Origin of the sequence: Pantoea sp. BS_8 (assembly GCF_041954965.1) — a bacterium.
Classification (GTDB): domain Bacteria; phylum Pseudomonadota; class Gammaproteobacteria; order Enterobacterales; family Enterobacteriaceae; genus Pantoea; species Pantoea stewartii.
The window spans coordinates 36761-54297 of record NZ_JAVAXU010000016.1 but is presented as its reverse complement, the minus strand read 5'-3'; the positions used below and the strand labels follow the sequence as shown (position 1 = coordinate 54297).

Here is a 17537-nt window from a genome sequence, read left to right as displayed (position 1 = left end):
TAGTCTTTTATGCGTATTTTCTTCAGAACCGTCCCGGTCGCTGCCATTAACGTGCTGCAGTCACTGAACGCAGGCCATGCATTCAAATCCCTGTTCCTCCTTTTACTTAGCCTGCTGAATTATATTTTCCTGCTGTTTATGTACCTGCTGAAGCCCGTGTTCCTCTGGCCATTGATGTTCCTCCCCGCAGTCCTGACCCTCCTCATGATGGCGGTTCCTGTTCTTTTGTTTGCCAGTCCGGTGTTCACCCTGGGTAGCGCCTGCAGCGGGCTGTTAAAGATAATCCATCAGTTTCCTGAGATGTGGCCGGTGTTAATCCTGCTGAGTCTCCAGATAGACATACTGCTGTTTTTGCGTCGCGAATATAACCGCGAATTTATGAGAATGCGCGACCGTGTATTAAGACAGGAAATTGTTTATGCCGGGTCGGGTCGCGGTGGTGATGTGACAGACAAGCAAAGAGGCTGAGCCATGAGCGAATTTCTGTCGAAAATTGACGCAAATCCGCCGCACTGGGCAGGCGAGATTATCGAAACCTGGGATGACACACTGCTTTTTCAGCACGCCGGTTTTCTCAAACGACATCACTGGACGGAATCCGGCACGATCAACGTTTTCTGCATCAAGGGCACATCACATCCGGATTATCAGGGCCTCAGCTGGTTTGAGTTTCTGCACCAGGGCAAACATATGGCCAGTAATCTTGCCCTCATTGAGAGCAATCAGGCTTACTATGAGTGCTACACGTCTTACTATTCTGAGATAGCAGCAAAACAGCCCGCAATGTGTTTTAACAGCTACAACGGCATTGACTGGTATGTTGGCGCAGACGGTAATCACCGTGCCGCCCTGGCACGATTTCTGTTTCAATATCTGGGAAAGTCTTATCTGCACGGTGTGCAACTGAATCATTATGAGTTCAATGTGCCGCTTCTTGACGTATTCCTCGCCCTCAGGGAAGAGCTGAGTTTGCACACGGCGCAGGGTTTTTTCATGGACCTGAGCGTTAATCGCGTTCACCGCTGCAGAGAGAGTAATCCTGGCTGGAAAACAGACATTTATTCCACCTCTCTTTATTTCAGCACCGGCTCGTGGAGCCGGCGTTATGAGCAAAATCCGGCTGTCAAAGCTGTCAGCGAAGCCCGTGAAATTACTGCTCCTGCTGAGGGCATTGAGCTGCTGGTTGCGCTCAGGCTCTGGCGTGAACGACGCATGGCTAAGCGTAATGGTGTTTTCAGCTGGCTGTCTGGCAGGAGAGATTTTTGAGCGATCGCTATGTCATGGAGTCGCTGCTCCGTCCTGCAGTCGAGATGTACTCGGCAACCGTTGCCGGCAGCGCCACATTCATCTGTCTGACGGCCCCCTGGTCCGTTGCACTGGCGCCCTCGGTCAGCTGGGTAACCGCCGCCGGCTTTGGCGTGCTGGCGCTGAAGCGCACTTCTCAGGGGTTAAAAATACTGCGCTACCGCCGCAATATCCGCCGCCTTTCCCGCTATGCGCTGACCAGTGACCAGATACCGGTCAGTCGCCGGCATCTGTTCCTCGGCAAAGGTTTTCAGTGGTCCCCCCGGCACACGCAGCGGTTGATGGAGGCCCGCCGTCCTGAATGCGAAATCTACGTTCAGCCTTCGGTCATGTACCGCATGGCCCGGGAGCTGGAAAAAAAGATGGAGTACAGCCTGCCATGGCTGTGCCGGCTGACGTCGGCAGACTCTGCCTTAAACCCGTTCCGGCCGCTGCCCCCGGTCGGCGGCAGTTCCGTTTATCACGGAGTTGAGCCTGATGAGGTCAACGTCATGTCTGACCTTGGCGAGCGCGTGGGCCATATGCTGGTTATGGGCACCACCCGCGTCGGTAAAACCCGTCTGGCAGAACTGCTGATCACCCAGGATATCCGCAGACGGAACGCCGCCGGCGAATTTGAGGTGGTTATTGTTTTTGACCCAAAAGGCGATGCAGACCTGCTCCGGCGTATGTATGCCGAATCGCACCGCGCCGGGCGTCAGGATAACTTCTGGGTATTTCATCTGGGGTGGCCGGACATCAGCGCCCGCTATAACGCAGTCGGTCGTTTCAGCCGTATCTCCGAGGTGGCGTCGCGCGTCGCGGGTCAGCTTTCCGGCGAGGGTAACTCTGCCGCCTTCCGTGAGTTTGCATGGCGGTTCGTTAACATTATCACCCGTGCGCTGGTCGCCCTTGGCCAGCGTCCGGATTACAGCCTGATCCTGCGTTACGTCACTAACATCGGCGAGTTGTATGAGACCTATGTCGATAATCTGCTTAGCGAAAAGGCTCCAGAGCTGGTCGCTGCGATGCAGGCTAAGATGGCGCTCCCGTTAGCAGACAGAGATCTGCCACGACACCTCCAGGGGCGGGATAACGGCAAGAAAATCTGGGCGTCTGAGCAGGTGCTCGGCAGTCCTGAGGGTAAAAAGCTCTGGGACCCGGTCCTCGATGGCCTGCGCAGTGCAGTGCAGTATGACCGGACGTACTTCGACAAAATCGTGGCGTCGCTGCTGCCGCTGCTGGAGAAACTCACCACAGGCAAGACGGCCGCGCTTCTGGCACCTGATTACACCGATCTCAGCGACCCACGTCCGATCCTCGACTGGCACAACATCATCAAGTCTCGCGGCGTGGTCTATGTTGGTCTCGATGCGCTGTCTGACCCGGTTGTGGCTGCCGCCGTGGGAAACAGCATGTTTGCCGACCTGGTCTCTGAAGGTGGCCATATCTATAAGTTTGGTCTGGGCGATGAGGGTGACAAAAAAGCCGGTAAGACCGTCATCAACCTGCACTGCGACGAGTTTAACGAGTTGATGGGCGATGAGTTTATCCCGCTCATAAACAAGGGGGGCGGTGCCGGCTTTCAGGTTACGGCCTACACGCAGACGCTGTCCGACATTGAAGCCAGGATTGGGAATGCGGCCAAAGCCAGTCAGGTCATCGGTAACTTTAACTCACTGGTCATGCTCCGGGTTCGCGAAAAAAACACGGCCATGCTGATGACCGACCAGTTACCTGAAGTGGGGGTCTACCAGAAAACCCTGACGTCTGGGGTAACCGATGTCTCCCGCCCGGGTGAAGGCACGGATTTCAACAGCAACGTTAACGATCAGGTGACGCTGGTTAAGGTGCCGATGATAAGCCCCTCTGACATCATCAATCTGCCGAAAGGTCAGGCCTTTGCCCTGCTGGAAGGCGGAAGGCTCTGGAAAATCCGTATGCCGCTGCCGGTCAGCGACGACAGTGACCGCTTTATGCCGGCGAGTCTGAAACAGCTGGCTGACACGATGGAGAAAAACTACCACAGCGGCGAATCCTGGTGGACGGGTGGCGATGCCGGTATTCCGGGAGGCCTTCATGTCCCAGAATGATGGCGGGAACACACGGCAGAGTGCTCCCGCGAAACACAGACACCCGGGCCCTTTTACGCTGCTGCTGTGGGACATGCCACTAAGCATCATCGGCATCCTGATTGGTTCACTGTTCGTCAGCCTGGGTGTTGAATATGCATGCATGACGTTCCTCTGGCCGGACGAGGGTGCCACGCACAGCTATCAGGTGATGCTGGCCGAAAGCCACTGGCTGTCTTCGGGGTATACCCGAAGCCTGCTGATGGCCACGCCGGTGGAAACCATCACCCGCTGGGTTCAGGCCGCCTGGCACTGGCTGTTTGTGGACAGTGGATTCAGTCACTGGCTGGCCTCTTTCAGGGAAACAAGCGGGAAAGGGAGCGGCCTCATTCCGTCCCTGAACGGCTTCGGCGCATCCCTCATCAGCAGGCTGGGAGAATACCTGCAGGCCACGCTCTGGGTGACGCTGATTTTCTTTATCCGCGTGATGATCCTGTTTCTCAGCATTCCGCTGTTCGGGCTGGTCATCATCACCGGTATCGTTGAGGGACTGGTCAGGCGTGACCTGCGTCGCTACGGGGCAGGCTACGAATCAAGTTTTGTCTATCACCACGCTAAACGCTTCGTTAAGCCTGCGCTTTACGGGCCCTGCATGCTGTATCTGGCATGGCCGACCGCAGTCTGGCCAAATCTGTTTTTGCTGCCCTCTGCGCTGCTGGTTGGTGGCGTACTGGCTGTTGTGACCGCGTCATTTAAAAAGTATCTGTGATGTGTGTGCTTGCGGGGGATGTGCCCGGAGGGCCTGCGCTGCTGCAGGCCTTTTTTATGGCTAAAAAGAGGATTCAGAGGTTCATGCCCAGAACGTGCACCGTAACATCTTGGGTAGCAGTGTTATAAAAATTATCTTTGATAAACGTCATACCCTGTCTTTCATAAAATCTGCGTGCACGGGTATTTTCTTTAAGGACCTCAAGCCACAGAAAGTCACTACCTCTTTCTTTGGCCATCTCAGCAACTTCATTAAATATGAGTTGACCGTAGTTTTTCCCGGTTGAGCCTTCTGAAAGGTAGAGTTTTTTCAGAAGAGTGCCATTTAACGACGTTCCCGGAATATTGCATCGCCATATGACTTTAACAAAACCGATCGGAGCCGACGTCTCGACTACATACCAGCCTGCGGAAGGGTCAGCAAGGCTGCTTTCGATGACCTGTGGCGAATACTCCTGATTAAGGAACTCGTCCAGTTCCTCGCTGTGGGTCCAGTACTGCTTAAAATGGTGGGTGTATGTACTGACACCCAGCTCACTCAGGAGCGAAACATCACACTGCCTTGCTTCGCGCAGAATTAAAGTCATTCATTTATTCCTGACAAAGGGTGACTGTTTCGCCTTACTGGAAAAGCCAGTGGCCAGCCCGGGCCGACTCAATCAGCATGCTGACGGTCAGTGGCTTATGAGGGTCAGGTACGTCTCTCGTTCCTGGCAATTCGGGGTGGAAATAATTTCTGATGTTGAAGCCCTGACTGTGAACACTCCAGCGCTCAAAATACTCCTTCATCATCGCTTCGGCCGTCTCTATAGTCAGCTTCAGGTCATCCCGAATGCGGGTGTCTGCCGTAACTGGCAGGCGTTCACCCCAGAAGATAAAGCGACGGCGGGCATAGTTATCTCTCACAAAGGTAATGATTTCTTCGGTCAGGGTGTCCATTAAAAATAGGTCCATTGGATGCGGTGTTCCGGCCGGGCAACACGGTTGTAGGTGCTACGGATATCGTTAAAGATGTTGTAGACCGTGGTAAACGTCATTATCCAGCCCAGCCACGGGACATTGCGGCCTACGAACGCCCCCAGATGATTGGTCCAGCTAACGTGCAACTGACTGATGGTTTTGCCGTTGAGTGTCGGCAGTAACATGCCTTTTGGAAAACGGTAATTCAGCAGGTATCGGGAAGCCAGAGAGGCGACTGAGGTGCCCTTTGTGGCGCTACCGGGTTTTGCGCGGGTGGGAATAAGAGGTTGTCCCGCCAGAACCAGTGCCGCGTCGGTCGCCGCGAGTCCGAGATGCTCACTCACCACCTGAACGCCCACAAGCCAGAACAACTGGACGTGGGTAACGTTACTGTATCCGCCATAGAAATACGTGCCATTAAGCTCTTCGGTCGTGTCCATATGCCTTCAGCTCCGGATATGAATGCATTGTTTAATTAATCATCGCCCAGCCGGTGCGGTTTTCGCCAGAAACAATCTGCTTTTATTTTCAGAAATCCATAAAGATTTTACTGCTGTCAGGCGGGCGCGGTTGCGTCACTCTCACCGTCATCTGTTACCCGGGAGAGCCATACATGCGCCGTTTATCCCCTTTCATTGCACTCCTTGCCTGCGTCATGCCTGTCATGACGTGCCATGCGTCCGAAAAGGATGAGCTCGCGCTGGTAATGCGCCAACTGGATCAGGTTCAGGCGGGCCTGGACCGCGCCCGTGTGGTGGCGAACCAGAATCAGGATGCCCGCTTTTACTTCGACTATCAGCAGGCAACCCGCGACATCGCCACTATGAAACGGGGCATTTCCAGCTATCTGGAGCCGTCCCGGGCTCAGCCTAACACCGGTTCAGCCTCGGTGACCGGACAGTACCGGGCACAGGAGCCGGCGTGGCGATGAACGGCGCTCAGACCTCCGGCTGGGCGGCAGGCAGCGGCGGCAGCCTTACCCCTTCCCAGTTGAACATTCTGATCCTGAGCGCGCTCGCCATCGTCATCCTGCTGTTCTCTGCCTGGGCACTGGTCCAGGCGTACCGGGGCCTCGCGTCTAAAACGGTGACGTTTCGGCAGTTTACCGAGACGTTTATCCGTCTGGCGCTCCTGTGGCTGCTGACCCTGTTTTTCTTCTTTAACTGAAAGGACACCATTATGAAATCCTGTTTTGTCAGGCTGTGCCATGCCGCACGACTCCGCGCCACGCTGCTGATACTGCCTCTGGCACTGGCTGCTGGCCAGGCCCGGGCAGGCCTTCCTCCTGTTCAGCTACCAACAACGGGCGGAGGGGGCGGGATATGGAACACCTGGATGGGCTACGCAAAAATGGCCGGTTTAGGTTTTGGTCTTTTTGTCACTGTCGCAGCATTCCTCGCCGTTGCGCACGCCGTCATTACCTCGTTTCATCAAATTAAGAATGGCAAAAACACCTGGACCGAACTCATTCTTTTCAGCGTAGTCGGCATCATTCTCATCCTGGTGGTGATTTACCTCGTGACCCAGGCTGCTGACATTCTCTGAGGAGCAACCATGGCCGTTATCGACTTTCTCCCAGACCGGCTCAATTACCCGCCCGTGGTATACCGGGGATTTACCGCCGGCGAGTTTCTGCTGGCGGCAGGCACGGGCAGTATTGTGGGCATTCCGATGGCCGTACCGCTTTGTCTGGTGCCGCACGTAGGCTGGCTGGCATTTCCGACCTGCATGCTGCTGATGCCGATTCTTACTGTGTTTTTCGGCGGGAACTGGATTGCTGCCTACAAGCGCGGCAAGCCTGAGAACTACATCTGGCAAAGACTGGAGCAAATACGCTGCCGCCTGGGCCTGTCGCGTTCGATGATTCTGGCCAGCCGCGCCTGGGAGCTGCAGCGCACGTCTGTACGGGCAATGAGGAGGAGTTTATGAGCCGGTTTCGTAACGGTATCACGGCGCGTGATAATCATATCTTTTCCCTGCGGATTGCCTGCGTGCTGCTGTTCGCCGGCATGCTGGTCACCTCAGTCGGCTGGATGCGTGCGCCCTCGGACATGACCATCCACATTCCCCCCGACCTGCGCTCCGGCAGCACACAGAAATGGTGGGTTATTCCGCCCTACACGGTGTACGCCTTTGCGTTCTACATCTTCCAGCAGCTCAACGCCTGGCCGACCAACGGTGAGGTGGACTATTCGGCGAAGATTGCCCAGCTCAGCCCTTACCTGACGCCGTCCTGCCAGGATTTTCTGAACAGGGACTATGAGTTTCGTAAAAACAGCGGCGAGCTCAAGGACCGCGTGCGCGTGGTGTATGAAATTCCCCGTCGCGGCTACAGCGACAGCAGCGTCGACATCCTGAGTGACGATCGCTGGGTGGTCCGGCTCGACCTGATAGCTGACGAGTATTACCACGCCGAGAAGGTCAAGCGGGCGCTTGTTCGTTATCCCCTCAAAGTCGTGCGCTGGGAAGGTGATCCGGCGCGCAACCCGTTTGGCATGGCGCTTGACTGCTATGCCTCCACGCCGCAGCAGCTCGAAGCCATGCCGCAGGTGGAGCCAGAGAAAAAATCAGGAGTCTTCCAGTGATGAAACGTCCTCTGATACTTCTGTGCCTGCTGCTGGTCTCTGGCCTGACGCAGGCGGTTGAGCTCATGAAGTGGGAGCGTATTCCGCTGCAGATACCGCTCACCGTCGGCCAGGAGCGCATCGTGTTTGTGAATAAAAACGTGCGCGTGGGTTTCCCGCCGTCTCTTAACGGCAAAGTGCGTATTCAGAGCACCGGCGGCGCTGTTTACTTTGATGCCAGAGAGGCCTTTCCGGTGACGCGCATTGAGCTGCAGAACAAGGAAAACGGTGAAATCATCCTCCTCGATGTCAGCGCCGTGCCGGGCAAGGTGACCCGCGAACCGGTAAAACTGGTGTATGACGGTGAAGTGGCCACGGCAACGGCCAGTGACAGACAGTCGGTGAGCGGCGATGCTGGCAGCAGCAGTAAGAGCACAGCTCCTGATGCCCAGGCTGAATCAGCGCCGGCACGCAAGCCGCCAAAACTCAGCGCCCCGCTGCCAGTGGTGCTGACCCGCTATGCGGCACAGAGCCTCTACGGGCCGGTCCGCACGGTGGAGCCGGTGCCGGGCATCAGCCCCGTGTCGCTGAAGCTGCCATCGTCCATTACAACGCTGATGCCCGGCGAGCCCGTGTCGGTCACGCCGATGGCGGCCTGGAGCCTGATGGGCGACAGCGTGGTGGCGTTGCAGGTGCGTAACAACTCGGCCGATAAGGTGGTCCTCGACCCGCGTGAGCTGCAGGGCCAGTTCGAGACGGCCACCTTTCAGCACCGCTGGCTGGGCCGTGCCGGCACGCCGGAAGACACAACGGTCGTGTACCTGGTCATTCAGGGACGCCCTGAAGGTGCGTTTATCGCTGAACCTGTATCAGTCATGCCCAAAACGGCACGGAGGGCGAAGAAATGAGCCAGCCCGGCACAAACCTGATAGTGAAAATTGCGGTGCCGGTGGTGCTGACCGTCGCCCTCGTCGTGGGCGTCAAATCCTGCTCGGATTCAAAGGACAAAACGACGTCGACGCAAAAAACCACCAATGCAGCGCTGAAAGACCTGACGCCTGATGAGCTCAAGGCGCTGGGCGTTGAAGGCGACACGCCTCAGGATACCCTGCGCACGATAGTGGGCAACTTTCGCCGCGTTCAGGACCGGCTGGATACGCTCGCCGACGACAACAAAAAACTTAACGAGGAAAACGCGGATCTGAAAAAGACCAACAGTAACGTGGATGCACAAATCAACGAAGCGGTGACAAACGCCCGGGCTGACGAGGCCCAGAAGCGGGCCAAACTCAGCGCACAGGTTTCCGACCTCAGTTCGCAGGTTGGACAGATGCTTGAGCAACTGAAAAACAAAAATGCCGCAACGCCTGACAAAAGCAGCGCACCCGGCAGCGACATTCCGATTGGTCTGGGCTATGACAACGGCACCAGTGGCAGCGTCGCGATGTCAGCCCCTGCCTCAGATGGCCTGCAGTGGGTCGAACCTAAAGACGGACTCCCGGTGGATGCCAGCGGCAAACCCGTGAATGACAGCAATAAAAACAGCGCGACCGGCTTCTCGTTTGCCTCGTCATTCGGTGAAGCGGGTGACGCCGGTAAGCAGGCCGGCGCAGCGGTTTCCACAGCTGTCAGTCAGGCTGTGCCGGATGCGGTCAAACCCGTCGATCCGGTGTTTACGCTGCCGGAAAACTCCACGCTGGTCGGCAGTCGCGCCATGACGGCACTGCTTGGCCGCGTTCCCATTGACGGCAAAGTCACTGATCCGTACCCGTTCAAGGTTATGTTAGGCAAAGACAACCTGACGGCCAACGGGATCGAGCTGCCGGACGTTCAGGGTGCCATCGTGTCCGGTACGGCGACCGGTGACTGGACGCTGTCCTGCGTGCGCGGGTCCATTACCAGCATCACGTTTGTGTTCGCGGACGGCACGGTGCGCACGCTCCCCGCCCCGGACAGCCAGAACGGCGGCAGTAATAGCCAGAATTCACAGAACAGCAGCGGAAACGGCAACAGCAGCATTGGCTGGATTTCAGATGACAACGGCATTCCCTGCATCTCCGGCACCCGTAAAAGCAACGCCTCTACCTATCTGCCGACTATCAGCCTGCTGGCCGGCGCTGCCGCTGCCGGCGATGCCCTTTCACAGAACCAGATGACGGGCCAGACCAACGCCATGGGCGGCGTGACGCAGACCCTGACCGGTGATGCGGGACAGGCCGTGCTGGGTAAATCGCTGTCCGGGAGCATGAAAGAAACGGTGGACTGGGTAAAACAGCGTTATGGGCAGACGTTTGACGCGATATACGTGCCGCCGGGTCAGACCGTGGCGCTGCACATTACCCGCCAGCTGGCGATCGACTATGAAGAAAAAGGCCGCAGGGTGAAGTATGACTTCAGCCTTGCAGGCTCAGGCACGGGGATGGACTGATGAAAAATGAACTAACAACCAGTAATTTAAATGATTATGTGCGGGCCTGTGAGGCCGGGCATCTGGCTGAAAGTGCTGGTCCCGCGGGCAATCCGGCGGCGGTGATGCAAAGGCTGATGGGGCTTGAGTGTGAAACAGTCGTGCGAACTGCAGACGGTAAATTCCGGCGTCTCGCCTCCCTTTATAATGAACACCCAGCCCCGGAGGTGCCTGATGCATCAGTGTAAACCTCTGGCGGCGCTGGCACTGGCTGGTTTGACCGCGCTGATGCTCAGCGGCTGCAGCACCTCCAAAGATGAAATGCTGCCCCCCGGTGACAGCACCATGCTGGAGCTCTGGAACAACGGCGCATCCACCACGCACGCCACCGCTGAAAGCCGCACCACGCTGCGCCGGCCGGTCTCCGACAGCGAACGCACGATCGGACAACAGACCCGGGACAGCTACAGCCGCACCCAGGAAAATGAAATTCAGCAGACGTTTCCGCGCCTGCCCAATCCGGACATGGTGATGTATGTGTTTCCGCATCTGGCCGACGGCAATACGCCGGTGCCGGGCTACAGTACCGTGTTCCCGTTTTACAGCCAGGTGCAGTATGCGCTGCCCGGCGAACGCACGGAGGCGCTGTAAATGGCCTTTAGTCTTTTTCGCCGCAGGCGTGAAGCGCAGACTGAACATCAGTACGGTAACGGGCCGTTTTCCATTGAGGGCCATGAGCCTATTACCCGCGACGGCCGCCTGACGCATGCCGATGAATCGGGTCTTTATGCCACTGGTCCCTCCATTATTGACCACGTTCCCTGGGGAGAATACCTGCCGGAACACCAGTGCATCCTTCTCGACGACGGCGTTTCTGTGGGTGCCGTCTATGAGATCAATCCCGTCGGCACCGAAGGTCGTCCCGAATGGCGTCTGGAGGAAATCCGCAACGTGGTTGAAAACGCCCTGCAGGACAGTATTCCCGAGCTGGACTCACATCAGTGGGTGGTGCAGTGCTTCTGTCAGGACGACACCGATCTGTCGGCTTACATGGATTCCATCCGGGGCTACGTCAGACCCCGCGCACAGGGGACGGCGTTTACCGAGGCCTGGCTGAACGAGCAGGAGAGGCATCTCAAAAACGTGGCCACTGAAAAAGGTCTCTTCGTTGATGAAACCGTGACCGGTGCGCCTTGGCGCGGACAGATACGCCGTACGCGCATGGTGGTATACCGCTGGGTGGAAAAGCCTTACCGCGACCCCATGGCGCCGGAGGTTCTACTGAATCAGGTCTGTGACCGTCTGACCTCTGCATTAAAAGGTGCCGGCATCCTTTCCGTGCGTCAGAACGGCGAGCAGATACACAGTTGGCTGCTGCGCTGGCTCAACCCGGCCCCGCAGTGGACGGACAAAGCTACGCTGTACCGCTGCGCCCGCTACCGCGATGATGCGCCCGGTGACCTGCCGCTGCTCAATGACTTCAGTGAAAGCCTGTGGTTTACCCGCCCCCGCAGCGATGCGGACAAGGGCATCTGGTGGTTTGATAACGTCGCCCACAAAGCGGTGCCGGTAGCCCGGCTCCGTAAAAGTCCTCAGACCGGACACCTCACGGGTGAAGTTAAACGCGGCGAAAAGATTAACGCCATTATGGACCTTCTGCCGGAAGGCACCGTGCTGGCCATGACGCTCGTCGTACAACCCCAGGACAGGCTTGAGAAGGATTTTTCCCGTCTCAGTAAGAGCTCAATGGGAGAAAACGTCGATTCCATGCGGGCCCGCGAGGATGCCGCCACGGCCCGCACGTATCTGGGTAACAAACACAAGATGTACCGGGCGGCCATTACCCTGCTCATAAAAGGTCAGGACGAGGACGCCCTCAGCGAACGCTACCGTGACCTCAGCAGTGAGCTGCTGAACTGCGGACTGGAGCCGGTCAATCCGGAGCACGATATCAGTCCCCTCAGTACCTACATGCGGGCGCTGCCGATGTGCTTTAACCCGCAGCACGACCGCCAGAACTGGTACACGCGCCTGATGTTTGTTCAGCACTTCGCCTGTATGGTGCCGGTTTACGGGCGCGATACCGGCACAGGCCATCACGGCCTGTCCTTTTTTAACCGGGGCGGCGGTCCTCTGTCTGTTGATCCGCTCAATAAAGCGGACCGCACCCAGAACGCGCATCTTATATTGTTTGGTCCGACCGGTGCCGGCAAGTCTGCCACTGTGGTGGACAAGATGACGCAAATGGCGGCCATCTACCGGCCTCGCATTGTCCTGGTCGAAGCAGGCAACAGTTTCGGCCTTTTCGGTGACTACTGTGCGTCGCTGGGCCTCAGCGTTCACCGTGTCAGCATTAAGCCCGGTAAAGCCGTATCGCTGGCACCCTTTGCTGACTCACACCTGTTGCTGGAAGTGGAGCCCGAAAAGCTGCTCATCCACGAGGAGGATTTACCGGAAATAGACGCTGACGTTGTGGATGAGGATGATGAAGAAGGTAAACGTGATGTTCTGGGAGAAATGGAAATTGCCGCCCGCCTGATGATTACCGGTGGAGAAGCCGCAGAAGAATCCAGACTGTCGCGTGCCGACCGGGGGATGATCCGCGAAGCTATCATGAATGCAGCCCGTAAGGTTTACGCCGAGTCCCGTCAGATGCTGCCCGAGGACCTGATGTTTGCGCTGCAGGACATCGCTCATGATGTCAGCCAGGGCGCTGACGGCCGGGAGAAACGCACGCCGGCCCGACGCGCACGCGCCGAGGAGATGTCAGAGGCGCTGCGTATGTTCACGGAAGGCTTTGAGGGTGACCTGTTCAACAAGCCAGGCACACCCTGGCCTGAGGCCGATGTCACCATCGTTGACCTTGCCACGCTTGCCCGGGAGGGCTATGAGGCCCAGAGAGCCGTAGCGGTGATTTCCCTGCTGAACACCATTAATAACATCGCCGAGCGCGATCAGTATCTGGAAAGGCAGATTATCGTGGCCATTGATGAGGGGCACATCGTCACTACCAACCCACTGCTCGGACCCTATGCCACGAAAATCGCCAAAATGTGGCGTAAGTTAGGTGCCTGGTTGTGGATTTTTACCCAGAACCTTGAGGACTTTCCGGACACGGCAAAAAAAATGCTCAACATGGCAGAGTGGTGGATTTGTCTGGTCATGCCCCCGGCAGAGGTTGAGCAGATTGCACGCTTCAAGACGCTTAAAGATGAGCAAAAGTCCATGCTGCTTTCGGCCAAAAAACTTCCCCAGAAGTATACCGAGGGCGTCATTCTTTCCGTTAACACGCAGGCCTTGTTTCGGGCCGTACCGCCGAGTCTCTACCTGGCGCTGGGCATGACGGAAAAAGAAGAGAAAGCAGAACGCCGGGCCATCATGAATGAATTTAAATGTACTGAACTTGAGGCCGTTTACCATGTTGCACGTCGCCTTGACGAGAGCCGTGGTCTTATTCACTGACAGGGGATTGTATGAAAAAACTGACCATGGCGCCGCCACAGGTTGTCCAGGACAAGGCTTTAATCGCCACTGTCATTTTTACCGTCCCGCCGCAGGGGCAGGCATCGGTCGGTGAGACGGATAACCGTGCCATCGTGCAGCTCCGTGAGGAGATAGGTCAGCGCCTTGAGCATCCCTTGCTGGTATCTGTCTATCCGCATCGCGTCGGGCGCCGCAGCTGCACGGCCGTGCATCTCTCCGGTGCCAATAACAGGGCGCTGGATATTCTCATTACCGTCACGGGCAATACGCTATGGCCAACCGAGGGGGATTACAGGACCGGCATCCGCTGGAATATTTGCGTGCCGGATGCGACAGATATGCTCTGGGTACTAAAGGAGATAGACCGCGCGACTGAAGCTGATATGTGTCATTAAACAGCCCCTCCGTTGTCGCCCGGCACCGGTGTGTGGTGTCGGGGGGGAACGGAGGCTGCGGGTGCGGGCGGCATAGAGCCCGCGTGTATTACGATTCCACCCAATACTATTAGGCTTCAATAAGCTCACATTGAGTTGCAGTTTTTCTGCTAGATGCGATCGTCAAAAGTAATAGAGCAGGCAAAAGAATTAATTGTTTTTTTACATTGGAATAATGTCTGAAGCTGAAATCCAGTCTGGCGGGATTTCCATCTCTTTGCCTAAATCAACTGAGCCATCCAGAAAAGTATTCAAGTGTCTTTTGTGCTGTTTTATTGCCCACGTCAAGCTCTGAAACTCAAATGCAATTCTTAAAAACGATTGTGTTGATACTCTAAATCCGCCATCTAAAATATTTCCTGTGGCTGAAATTTGCGCATACCAATGCTCATCCCGTAAGAAAATGATATGTAGACCGTTCCTCTTAAATCTTCTCTTAATGGCTTGCAGGTCAAGTAGAACAACTATAGTCAAACTACCGTTAATAAAATTATATATATGCTCAGGGTTTAGAGTTAGAAGGAAGGGTGTATAGGGGTGCCAACTCAATTCTTTCTTGAAGTCGTTCAAATTAAGCATATGAACGTACTTGGCAGATACCTTTTCAAAAACCTCTTTTCTGAATTTTGTTATAGCTATATAGTGAATCCCTTTCTCTGGTGAGACATGGCTAGTGCCTTCTTTATAACACTGACATATACAATCATTTATAGCTCGCAAGTGATATTTTTCCTTTCCTGTATGCTCGAGCCTTATCACAGGGCCATTACCTCTGAAATTCTCTGCCTTATCGCTTACAAGGAAATTATTAAGATCATCTATTTTTCTAAGCTGCTTTTCTCCTCTTTTGTTAATTCTACTTGAAGTCTTTACTTCAATAGGATAGGGGTCATTCTGTCCCAAAAGACATACGTCGCCATATCTTAGGGTATTTGTAAGGTCGCACAACACTGCAGGTAAATTATTTCTAGCTGCTGCATTTAAAAGTTTAACTTCATTTTTTAGGCCTTTCTTTCCACTAATAAATCCGGAAGTTTCCTTAACATTGTATTTTTCATCGTAAAGGAATTGTTTTATTGCGTACTTGTCACAATAATGGAATGCAATGCTATCTACATACATCTTCCAAATATAGATAACATATCTATAACCCTCTATTTTTCTATGAAGCCTCTCGATGAGAACCGTTATTTCGTTTGACCGCTCTTTGCTTGGTCTGTCGTTTGCTTTTTCAAAACGTAATTCCTTAACCTTTTCCTTTAAGTTAATAATGGATTTTTCAGCTCTTTTAACTTTCTTTAAAATCAGTAATTGAAAGTCTACGATTGCTCCTGTTGGTAAATCATCGTAACTCCTAATAATGTGAAGCATCGTTGTTAATTGTTTGAAGCTCTTTTTGAATCTTGCAACCATTATGCAACTCCATTCCAAAAAAACTTTAACAATAGTTATTAATCCAACATAAAGGCAAATGAATTTTAATTTTCTTTAGCCTTTTAAGAAATAATAACAGTCACAAATACCACCTATCTATTTAAATCTATACTGACCTTACAAAATTCGTTCAATTTAAATCTATTTACAAAGATGGCGAGGCGTAATGCACTAAAGGTCATAATTGTACAGTTTCGCCACCAAACCTATCTATCTATCTTTCGCTCATTGATAGCTTGGTTCTGTAACTTGAAAGACAAATTCGCAGATTGCCTCACAACTTTTGGACCAAAATTGTCATAAGCGATCAATATTCCTTGCCATAAACAGATGTTACAGATACAAATAGATCCACAGACAATAGGATAGTAGATTATTACTAATAATTCCAATGTAAAAGACAAGGTTTTGTTATCATAGGTTTCCTGTTTAAAGGAAAGTGAAATTTCAACTGTGAATTAACTATGAGGTAAAAATGGGTGCCAATGGTTCACTAGCAGTCTTTGCCATACTTCTTGCTTGGTATACTCTTTTGACAGATGAGAGACGGGTTGATTTTAAATTGCGAATATCTAAAATATATATTTTAGTCGTCGGTTTTATTGTTGCGGTAATTTTGGTGATTATTTATTCCAAAGTTTTGTTAAGCATTATTCCTGTAAAGCCTATCCCATGGTATTTTGGTTTTAACGAAGACACCTTGGCTTTTACTTGCCTCTGCATCATAGTTATTTTGTTTGGATTTAAGATTTTAGGAAAAAAAATACCAAAAGCAAACCTTAAAAAATGGATAATTATTTCAGAAAGGTACTTACGTGCAAAGAAAATCGAGCAGTTGGGGTATCTTTTTGAAAAATATCATGAGCAGCTATTTGGTATTATTAATAGCGATAAATGGTATGTTCGTACGCATAGCTACTTAAGCCCCGGATTAATACTGAAGGCAGGGACAGAAAGAATACGATTTAAAAGATTAAAAGTACGTTTGTCGAAGCTTTTCCCTTATAAAGATAGAAGTAAAGAATCTATTCAGTTAAATATATCTAAAATTCTTAAATCTAAATCATTCGCCCATCATTTGATTGATGCACATCCCCACGTAGCCATGAAAGCTACCTGCCTGCGATTTAGAGATAATGATGAATATATCACAATTTTTTTCACGTATTTAATATCCAATCAAAATAGCATGTTTTATAGGGAGTTGCGTGATAATCAAAATCGCTCTTACACTGGTGAGTATGCAATAGACGAAACTAACCCCCTTCTAAATTTCTTTTTGAATGATATTAGCACTGCGATAAATGTTGCAATATGGAAACCTTTGGGTGACTATTTAATTAGCTATATAAAAAAACAGAGCGGAAGTTCGGGCTTTTACAATCAACCGGACAATAATTTTTCAAGCAGTGATGAACGCTGGGAATGCCCTATCTTCGTTGGATTGTTTTTTTTCGACGTCATGGTATCTACAGCCATATTTAAACGTGCGAAAAACCATATGTGGCTTATGTATTATCGTTATTTTTTAGAAGAAATCCTTAGTAGTCGTGTAATCACCGAGGACGTTGATCTATATAGAGAGTTCCCTGTGCGATTTGATTATCTGATTTTTGAATTAATCGCTAATTGTGATGCATGGGTAGGTGCAGCTCAATACTTAAGCTATGATGGCATTTCAATGGATGATGTCATGCTCTCTCCAGAGTATATTGCGGCAACAACACTGGGGGGGATGATGTATATGATCCTCACTTCTGATAAATTGTTTGAAAATCAAAAAGAATATCTTTTGGAAATCATCGTTAAAAGAATGAGAGCGCTTGATCAAAATAAAAAATCATTTTACGCTCAGGAAATATTTAAGAACCTTATCCGCCCTAGCTCTTTTTCGGCCGTTGATGCGAATGCCGTAAAAGAATTGCGCAAACTATATGGAGGTATTGATCATATTCTTAGAATTAACACCTCAACTTTTGAAGTGGAACTTTCAAAAATACCTTAGGCAATAAGTTAATTAGTCTTTTTATTTTATTCACTACCTGCAGAGCAGACAGGTAGTGGTTTTTTTATTTGTAATTTAAATATAATTGGTTGATTTATATCTTGTCCAAATGTAATAACAATCCAC

20 protein-coding genes are annotated in these 17537 nt (G+C 52.5%); 16 read left to right on the top strand and 4 right to left on the bottom strand.

Annotation, left to right across the window (positions count from 1 at the left end; genetic code table 11):
* The first annotated feature begins 51 nt into the window (after positions 1–51).
* From RAC65_RS20820 to RAC65_RS20805, 4 genes are read left to right on the top strand one after another with little or no spacing between them, the layout of a single operon-like run.
* Positions 52–468, top strand: a complete 417-nt coding sequence (locus tag RAC65_RS20820; protein WP_375097198.1) for a hypothetical protein — start codon at positions 52–54, stop codon at positions 466–468.
* A gap of 3 nt (positions 469–471) precedes the next feature.
* On the top strand, positions 472–1266 hold the full coding sequence (locus tag RAC65_RS20815) for a hypothetical protein (RefSeq protein ID WP_375097197.1): 795 nt from the start codon (positions 472–474) through the stop codon (positions 1264–1266).
* Positions 1263–3377, top strand: a complete 2115-nt coding sequence (gene traD, locus RAC65_RS20810; RefSeq protein ID WP_375097196.1) for a type IV conjugative transfer system coupling protein TraD — start codon at positions 1263–1265, stop codon at positions 3375–3377. Before RAC65_RS20815 ends, traD begins: the two co-directional genes overlap by 4 nt.
* Positions 3364–4125: a TIGR03747 family integrating conjugative element membrane protein gene (locus tag RAC65_RS20805; RefSeq protein WP_375097195.1), complete on the top strand. Its 762-nt coding sequence runs from the start codon at positions 3364–3366 to the stop codon at positions 4123–4125. Before traD ends, RAC65_RS20805 begins: the two co-directional genes overlap by 14 nt.
* Before the next feature lie 73 nt (positions 4126–4198).
* On the opposite strand, the gene RAC65_RS20800 is transcribed toward RAC65_RS20805, so the two are convergent.
* The 3 genes from RAC65_RS20800 to RAC65_RS20790 are packed head-to-tail and all read right to left on the bottom strand — an operon-like array spanning position 4199 to position 5524.
* Positions 4199–4711, bottom strand: coding sequence for a GNAT family N-acetyltransferase (locus RAC65_RS20800; RefSeq protein WP_375097194.1), 513 nt, complete (start codon positions 4709–4711; stop codon positions 4199–4201).
* 34 nt (positions 4712–4745) lie between these two features.
* On the bottom strand, positions 4746–5063 hold the full coding sequence (locus tag RAC65_RS20795) for a DUF1493 family protein (RefSeq protein ID WP_375097193.1): 318 nt from the start codon (positions 5061–5063) through the stop codon (positions 4746–4748).
* Positions 5063–5524 carry an STM2901 family protein gene (locus RAC65_RS20790; protein WP_019105577.1) on the bottom strand — a complete coding sequence of 154 codons (462 nt, stop codon included), beginning with the start codon at positions 5522–5524 and terminating at the stop codon, positions 5063–5065. Before RAC65_RS20790 ends, RAC65_RS20795 begins: the two co-directional genes overlap by 1 nt.
* Before the next feature lie 173 nt (positions 5525–5697).
* On the opposite strand from RAC65_RS20790, the gene RAC65_RS20785 reads away from it, so the two are divergent.
* Genes RAC65_RS20785 through RAC65_RS20735 form a run of 11 tightly spaced genes read left to right on the top strand, consistent with a single transcriptional unit; the run spans position 5698 to position 13933 of the window.
* The gene (locus tag RAC65_RS20785; RefSeq protein WP_375097192.1) at positions 5698–6015 is read left to right on the top strand and encodes an RAQPRD family integrative conjugative element protein; all 318 of its coding nucleotides are present in this window, start codon (positions 5698–5700) and stop codon (positions 6013–6015) included.
* Entirely contained in the window at positions 6012–6251 is a 240-nt protein-coding gene (locus RAC65_RS20780) for a TIGR03758 family integrating conjugative element protein (RefSeq protein ID WP_172913444.1), read from the top strand. Before RAC65_RS20785 ends, RAC65_RS20780 begins: the two co-directional genes overlap by 4 nt.
* A gap of 12 nt (positions 6252–6263) precedes the next feature.
* The gene (locus RAC65_RS20775; protein ID WP_263757089.1) at positions 6264–6629 is read left to right on the top strand and encodes a TIGR03745 family integrating conjugative element membrane protein; all 366 of its coding nucleotides are present in this window, start codon (positions 6264–6266) and stop codon (positions 6627–6629) included.
* A gap of 9 nt (positions 6630–6638) precedes the next feature.
* Complete coding sequence (locus RAC65_RS20770) at positions 6639–7013, top strand: TIGR03750 family conjugal transfer protein (RefSeq protein ID WP_263757088.1); 375 nt, start codon at positions 6639–6641, stop codon at positions 7011–7013.
* Complete coding sequence (locus tag RAC65_RS20765; protein ID WP_174261268.1) at positions 7010–7669, top strand: PFL_4703 family integrating conjugative element protein; 660 nt, start codon at positions 7010–7012, stop codon at positions 7667–7669. Before RAC65_RS20770 ends, RAC65_RS20765 begins: the two co-directional genes overlap by 4 nt.
* Complete coding sequence (locus RAC65_RS20760; RefSeq protein WP_263759169.1) at positions 7669–8556, top strand: TIGR03749 family integrating conjugative element protein; 888 nt, start codon at positions 7669–7671, stop codon at positions 8554–8556. Before RAC65_RS20765 ends, RAC65_RS20760 begins: the two co-directional genes overlap by 1 nt.
* Complete coding sequence (locus RAC65_RS20755) at positions 8553–10076, top strand: TIGR03752 family integrating conjugative element protein (RefSeq protein WP_375097191.1); 1524 nt, start codon at positions 8553–8555, stop codon at positions 10074–10076. Before RAC65_RS20760 ends, RAC65_RS20755 begins: the two co-directional genes overlap by 4 nt.
* Complete coding sequence (locus RAC65_RS20750; RefSeq protein ID WP_104933060.1) at positions 10076–10303, top strand: hypothetical protein; 228 nt, start codon at positions 10076–10078, stop codon at positions 10301–10303. Before RAC65_RS20755 ends, RAC65_RS20750 begins: the two co-directional genes overlap by 1 nt.
* Entirely contained in the window at positions 10290–10706 is a 417-nt protein-coding gene (locus RAC65_RS20745) for a TIGR03751 family conjugal transfer lipoprotein (protein WP_014606826.1), read from the top strand. The genes RAC65_RS20750 and RAC65_RS20745 overlap by 14 nt, the downstream gene beginning before the upstream one ends.
* Positions 10707–13517 (top strand): conjugative transfer ATPase, encoded by a 2811-nt coding sequence (locus RAC65_RS20740; RefSeq protein ID WP_375097190.1) that lies wholly within the window; start codon positions 10707–10709, stop codon positions 13515–13517.
* Between the two features lie 11 nt (positions 13518–13528).
* Positions 13529–13933 carry a hypothetical protein gene (locus tag RAC65_RS20735; protein ID WP_210451313.1) on the top strand — a complete coding sequence of 135 codons (405 nt, stop codon included), beginning with the start codon at positions 13529–13531 and terminating at the stop codon, positions 13931–13933.
* Between the two features lie 201 nt (positions 13934–14134).
* On the opposite strand, the gene RAC65_RS20730 is transcribed toward RAC65_RS20735, so the two are convergent.
* Positions 14135–15385, bottom strand: a complete 1251-nt coding sequence (locus RAC65_RS20730) for a hypothetical protein (RefSeq protein ID WP_375097189.1) — start codon at positions 15383–15385, stop codon at positions 14135–14137.
* A 496-nt stretch (positions 15386–15881) separates the two neighbouring features.
* Between RAC65_RS20730 and RAC65_RS20725 the strand changes: the two genes are divergently transcribed.
* Complete coding sequence (locus RAC65_RS20725) at positions 15882–17411, top strand: hypothetical protein (protein WP_375097188.1); 1530 nt, start codon at positions 15882–15884, stop codon at positions 17409–17411.
* Positions 17412–17537: the final 126 nt, after the last annotated feature.

Excerpts from the sequence above, each read along its gene's own strand:
- RAC65_RS20745 (WP_014606826.1), top strand. The coding sequence starts at position 10,290 with ATGCATCAGTGTAAACCTCTGGCGGCGCTGGCACTGGCTGGTTTGACC.
- RAC65_RS20750 (WP_104933060.1), top strand. The coding sequence starts at position 10,076 with ATGAAAAATGAACTAACAACCAGTAATTTAAATGATTATGTGCGGGCC.
- RAC65_RS20815 (WP_375097197.1), top strand. The coding sequence starts at position 472 with ATGAGCGAATTTCTGTCGAAAATTGACGCAAATCCGCCGCACTGGGCA.
- RAC65_RS20740 (WP_375097190.1), top strand. The coding sequence starts at position 10,707 with ATGGCCTTTAGTCTTTTTCGCCGCAGGCGTGAAGCGCAGACTGAACAT.
- RAC65_RS20790 (WP_019105577.1), bottom strand. The coding sequence starts at position 5,524 with ATGGACACGACCGAAGAGCTTAATGGCACGTATTTCTATGGCGGATAC.
- RAC65_RS20775 (WP_263757089.1), top strand. The coding sequence starts at position 6,264 with ATGAAATCCTGTTTTGTCAGGCTGTGCCATGCCGCACGACTCCGCGCC.
- RAC65_RS20800 (WP_375097194.1), bottom strand. The coding sequence starts at position 4,711 with ATGACTTTAATTCTGCGCGAAGCAAGGCAGTGTGATGTTTCGCTCCTG.
- RAC65_RS20760 (WP_263759169.1), top strand. The coding sequence starts at position 7,669 with ATGAAACGTCCTCTGATACTTCTGTGCCTGCTGCTGGTCTCTGGCCTG.
- RAC65_RS20785 (WP_375097192.1), top strand. The coding sequence starts at position 5,698 with ATGCGCCGTTTATCCCCTTTCATTGCACTCCTTGCCTGCGTCATGCCT.
- RAC65_RS20765 (WP_174261268.1), top strand. The coding sequence starts at position 7,010 with ATGAGCCGGTTTCGTAACGGTATCACGGCGCGTGATAATCATATCTTT.
- RAC65_RS20730 (WP_375097189.1), bottom strand. The coding sequence starts at position 15,385 with ATGGTTGCAAGATTCAAAAAGAGCTTCAAACAATTAACAACGATGCTT.
- RAC65_RS20735 (WP_210451313.1), top strand. The coding sequence starts at position 13,529 with ATGAAAAAACTGACCATGGCGCCGCCACAGGTTGTCCAGGACAAGGCT.
- RAC65_RS20770 (WP_263757088.1), top strand. The coding sequence starts at position 6,639 with ATGGCCGTTATCGACTTTCTCCCAGACCGGCTCAATTACCCGCCCGTG.
- RAC65_RS20805 (WP_375097195.1), top strand. The coding sequence starts at position 3,364 with ATGTCCCAGAATGATGGCGGGAACACACGGCAGAGTGCTCCCGCGAAA.
- RAC65_RS20755 (WP_375097191.1), top strand. The coding sequence starts at position 8,553 with ATGAGCCAGCCCGGCACAAACCTGATAGTGAAAATTGCGGTGCCGGTG.
- RAC65_RS20795 (WP_375097193.1), bottom strand. The coding sequence starts at position 5,063 with ATGGACACCCTGACCGAAGAAATCATTACCTTTGTGAGAGATAACTAT.
- RAC65_RS20725 (WP_375097188.1), top strand. The coding sequence starts at position 15,882 with ATGGGTGCCAATGGTTCACTAGCAGTCTTTGCCATACTTCTTGCTTGG.
- RAC65_RS20780 (WP_172913444.1), top strand. The coding sequence starts at position 6,012 with ATGAACGGCGCTCAGACCTCCGGCTGGGCGGCAGGCAGCGGCGGCAGC.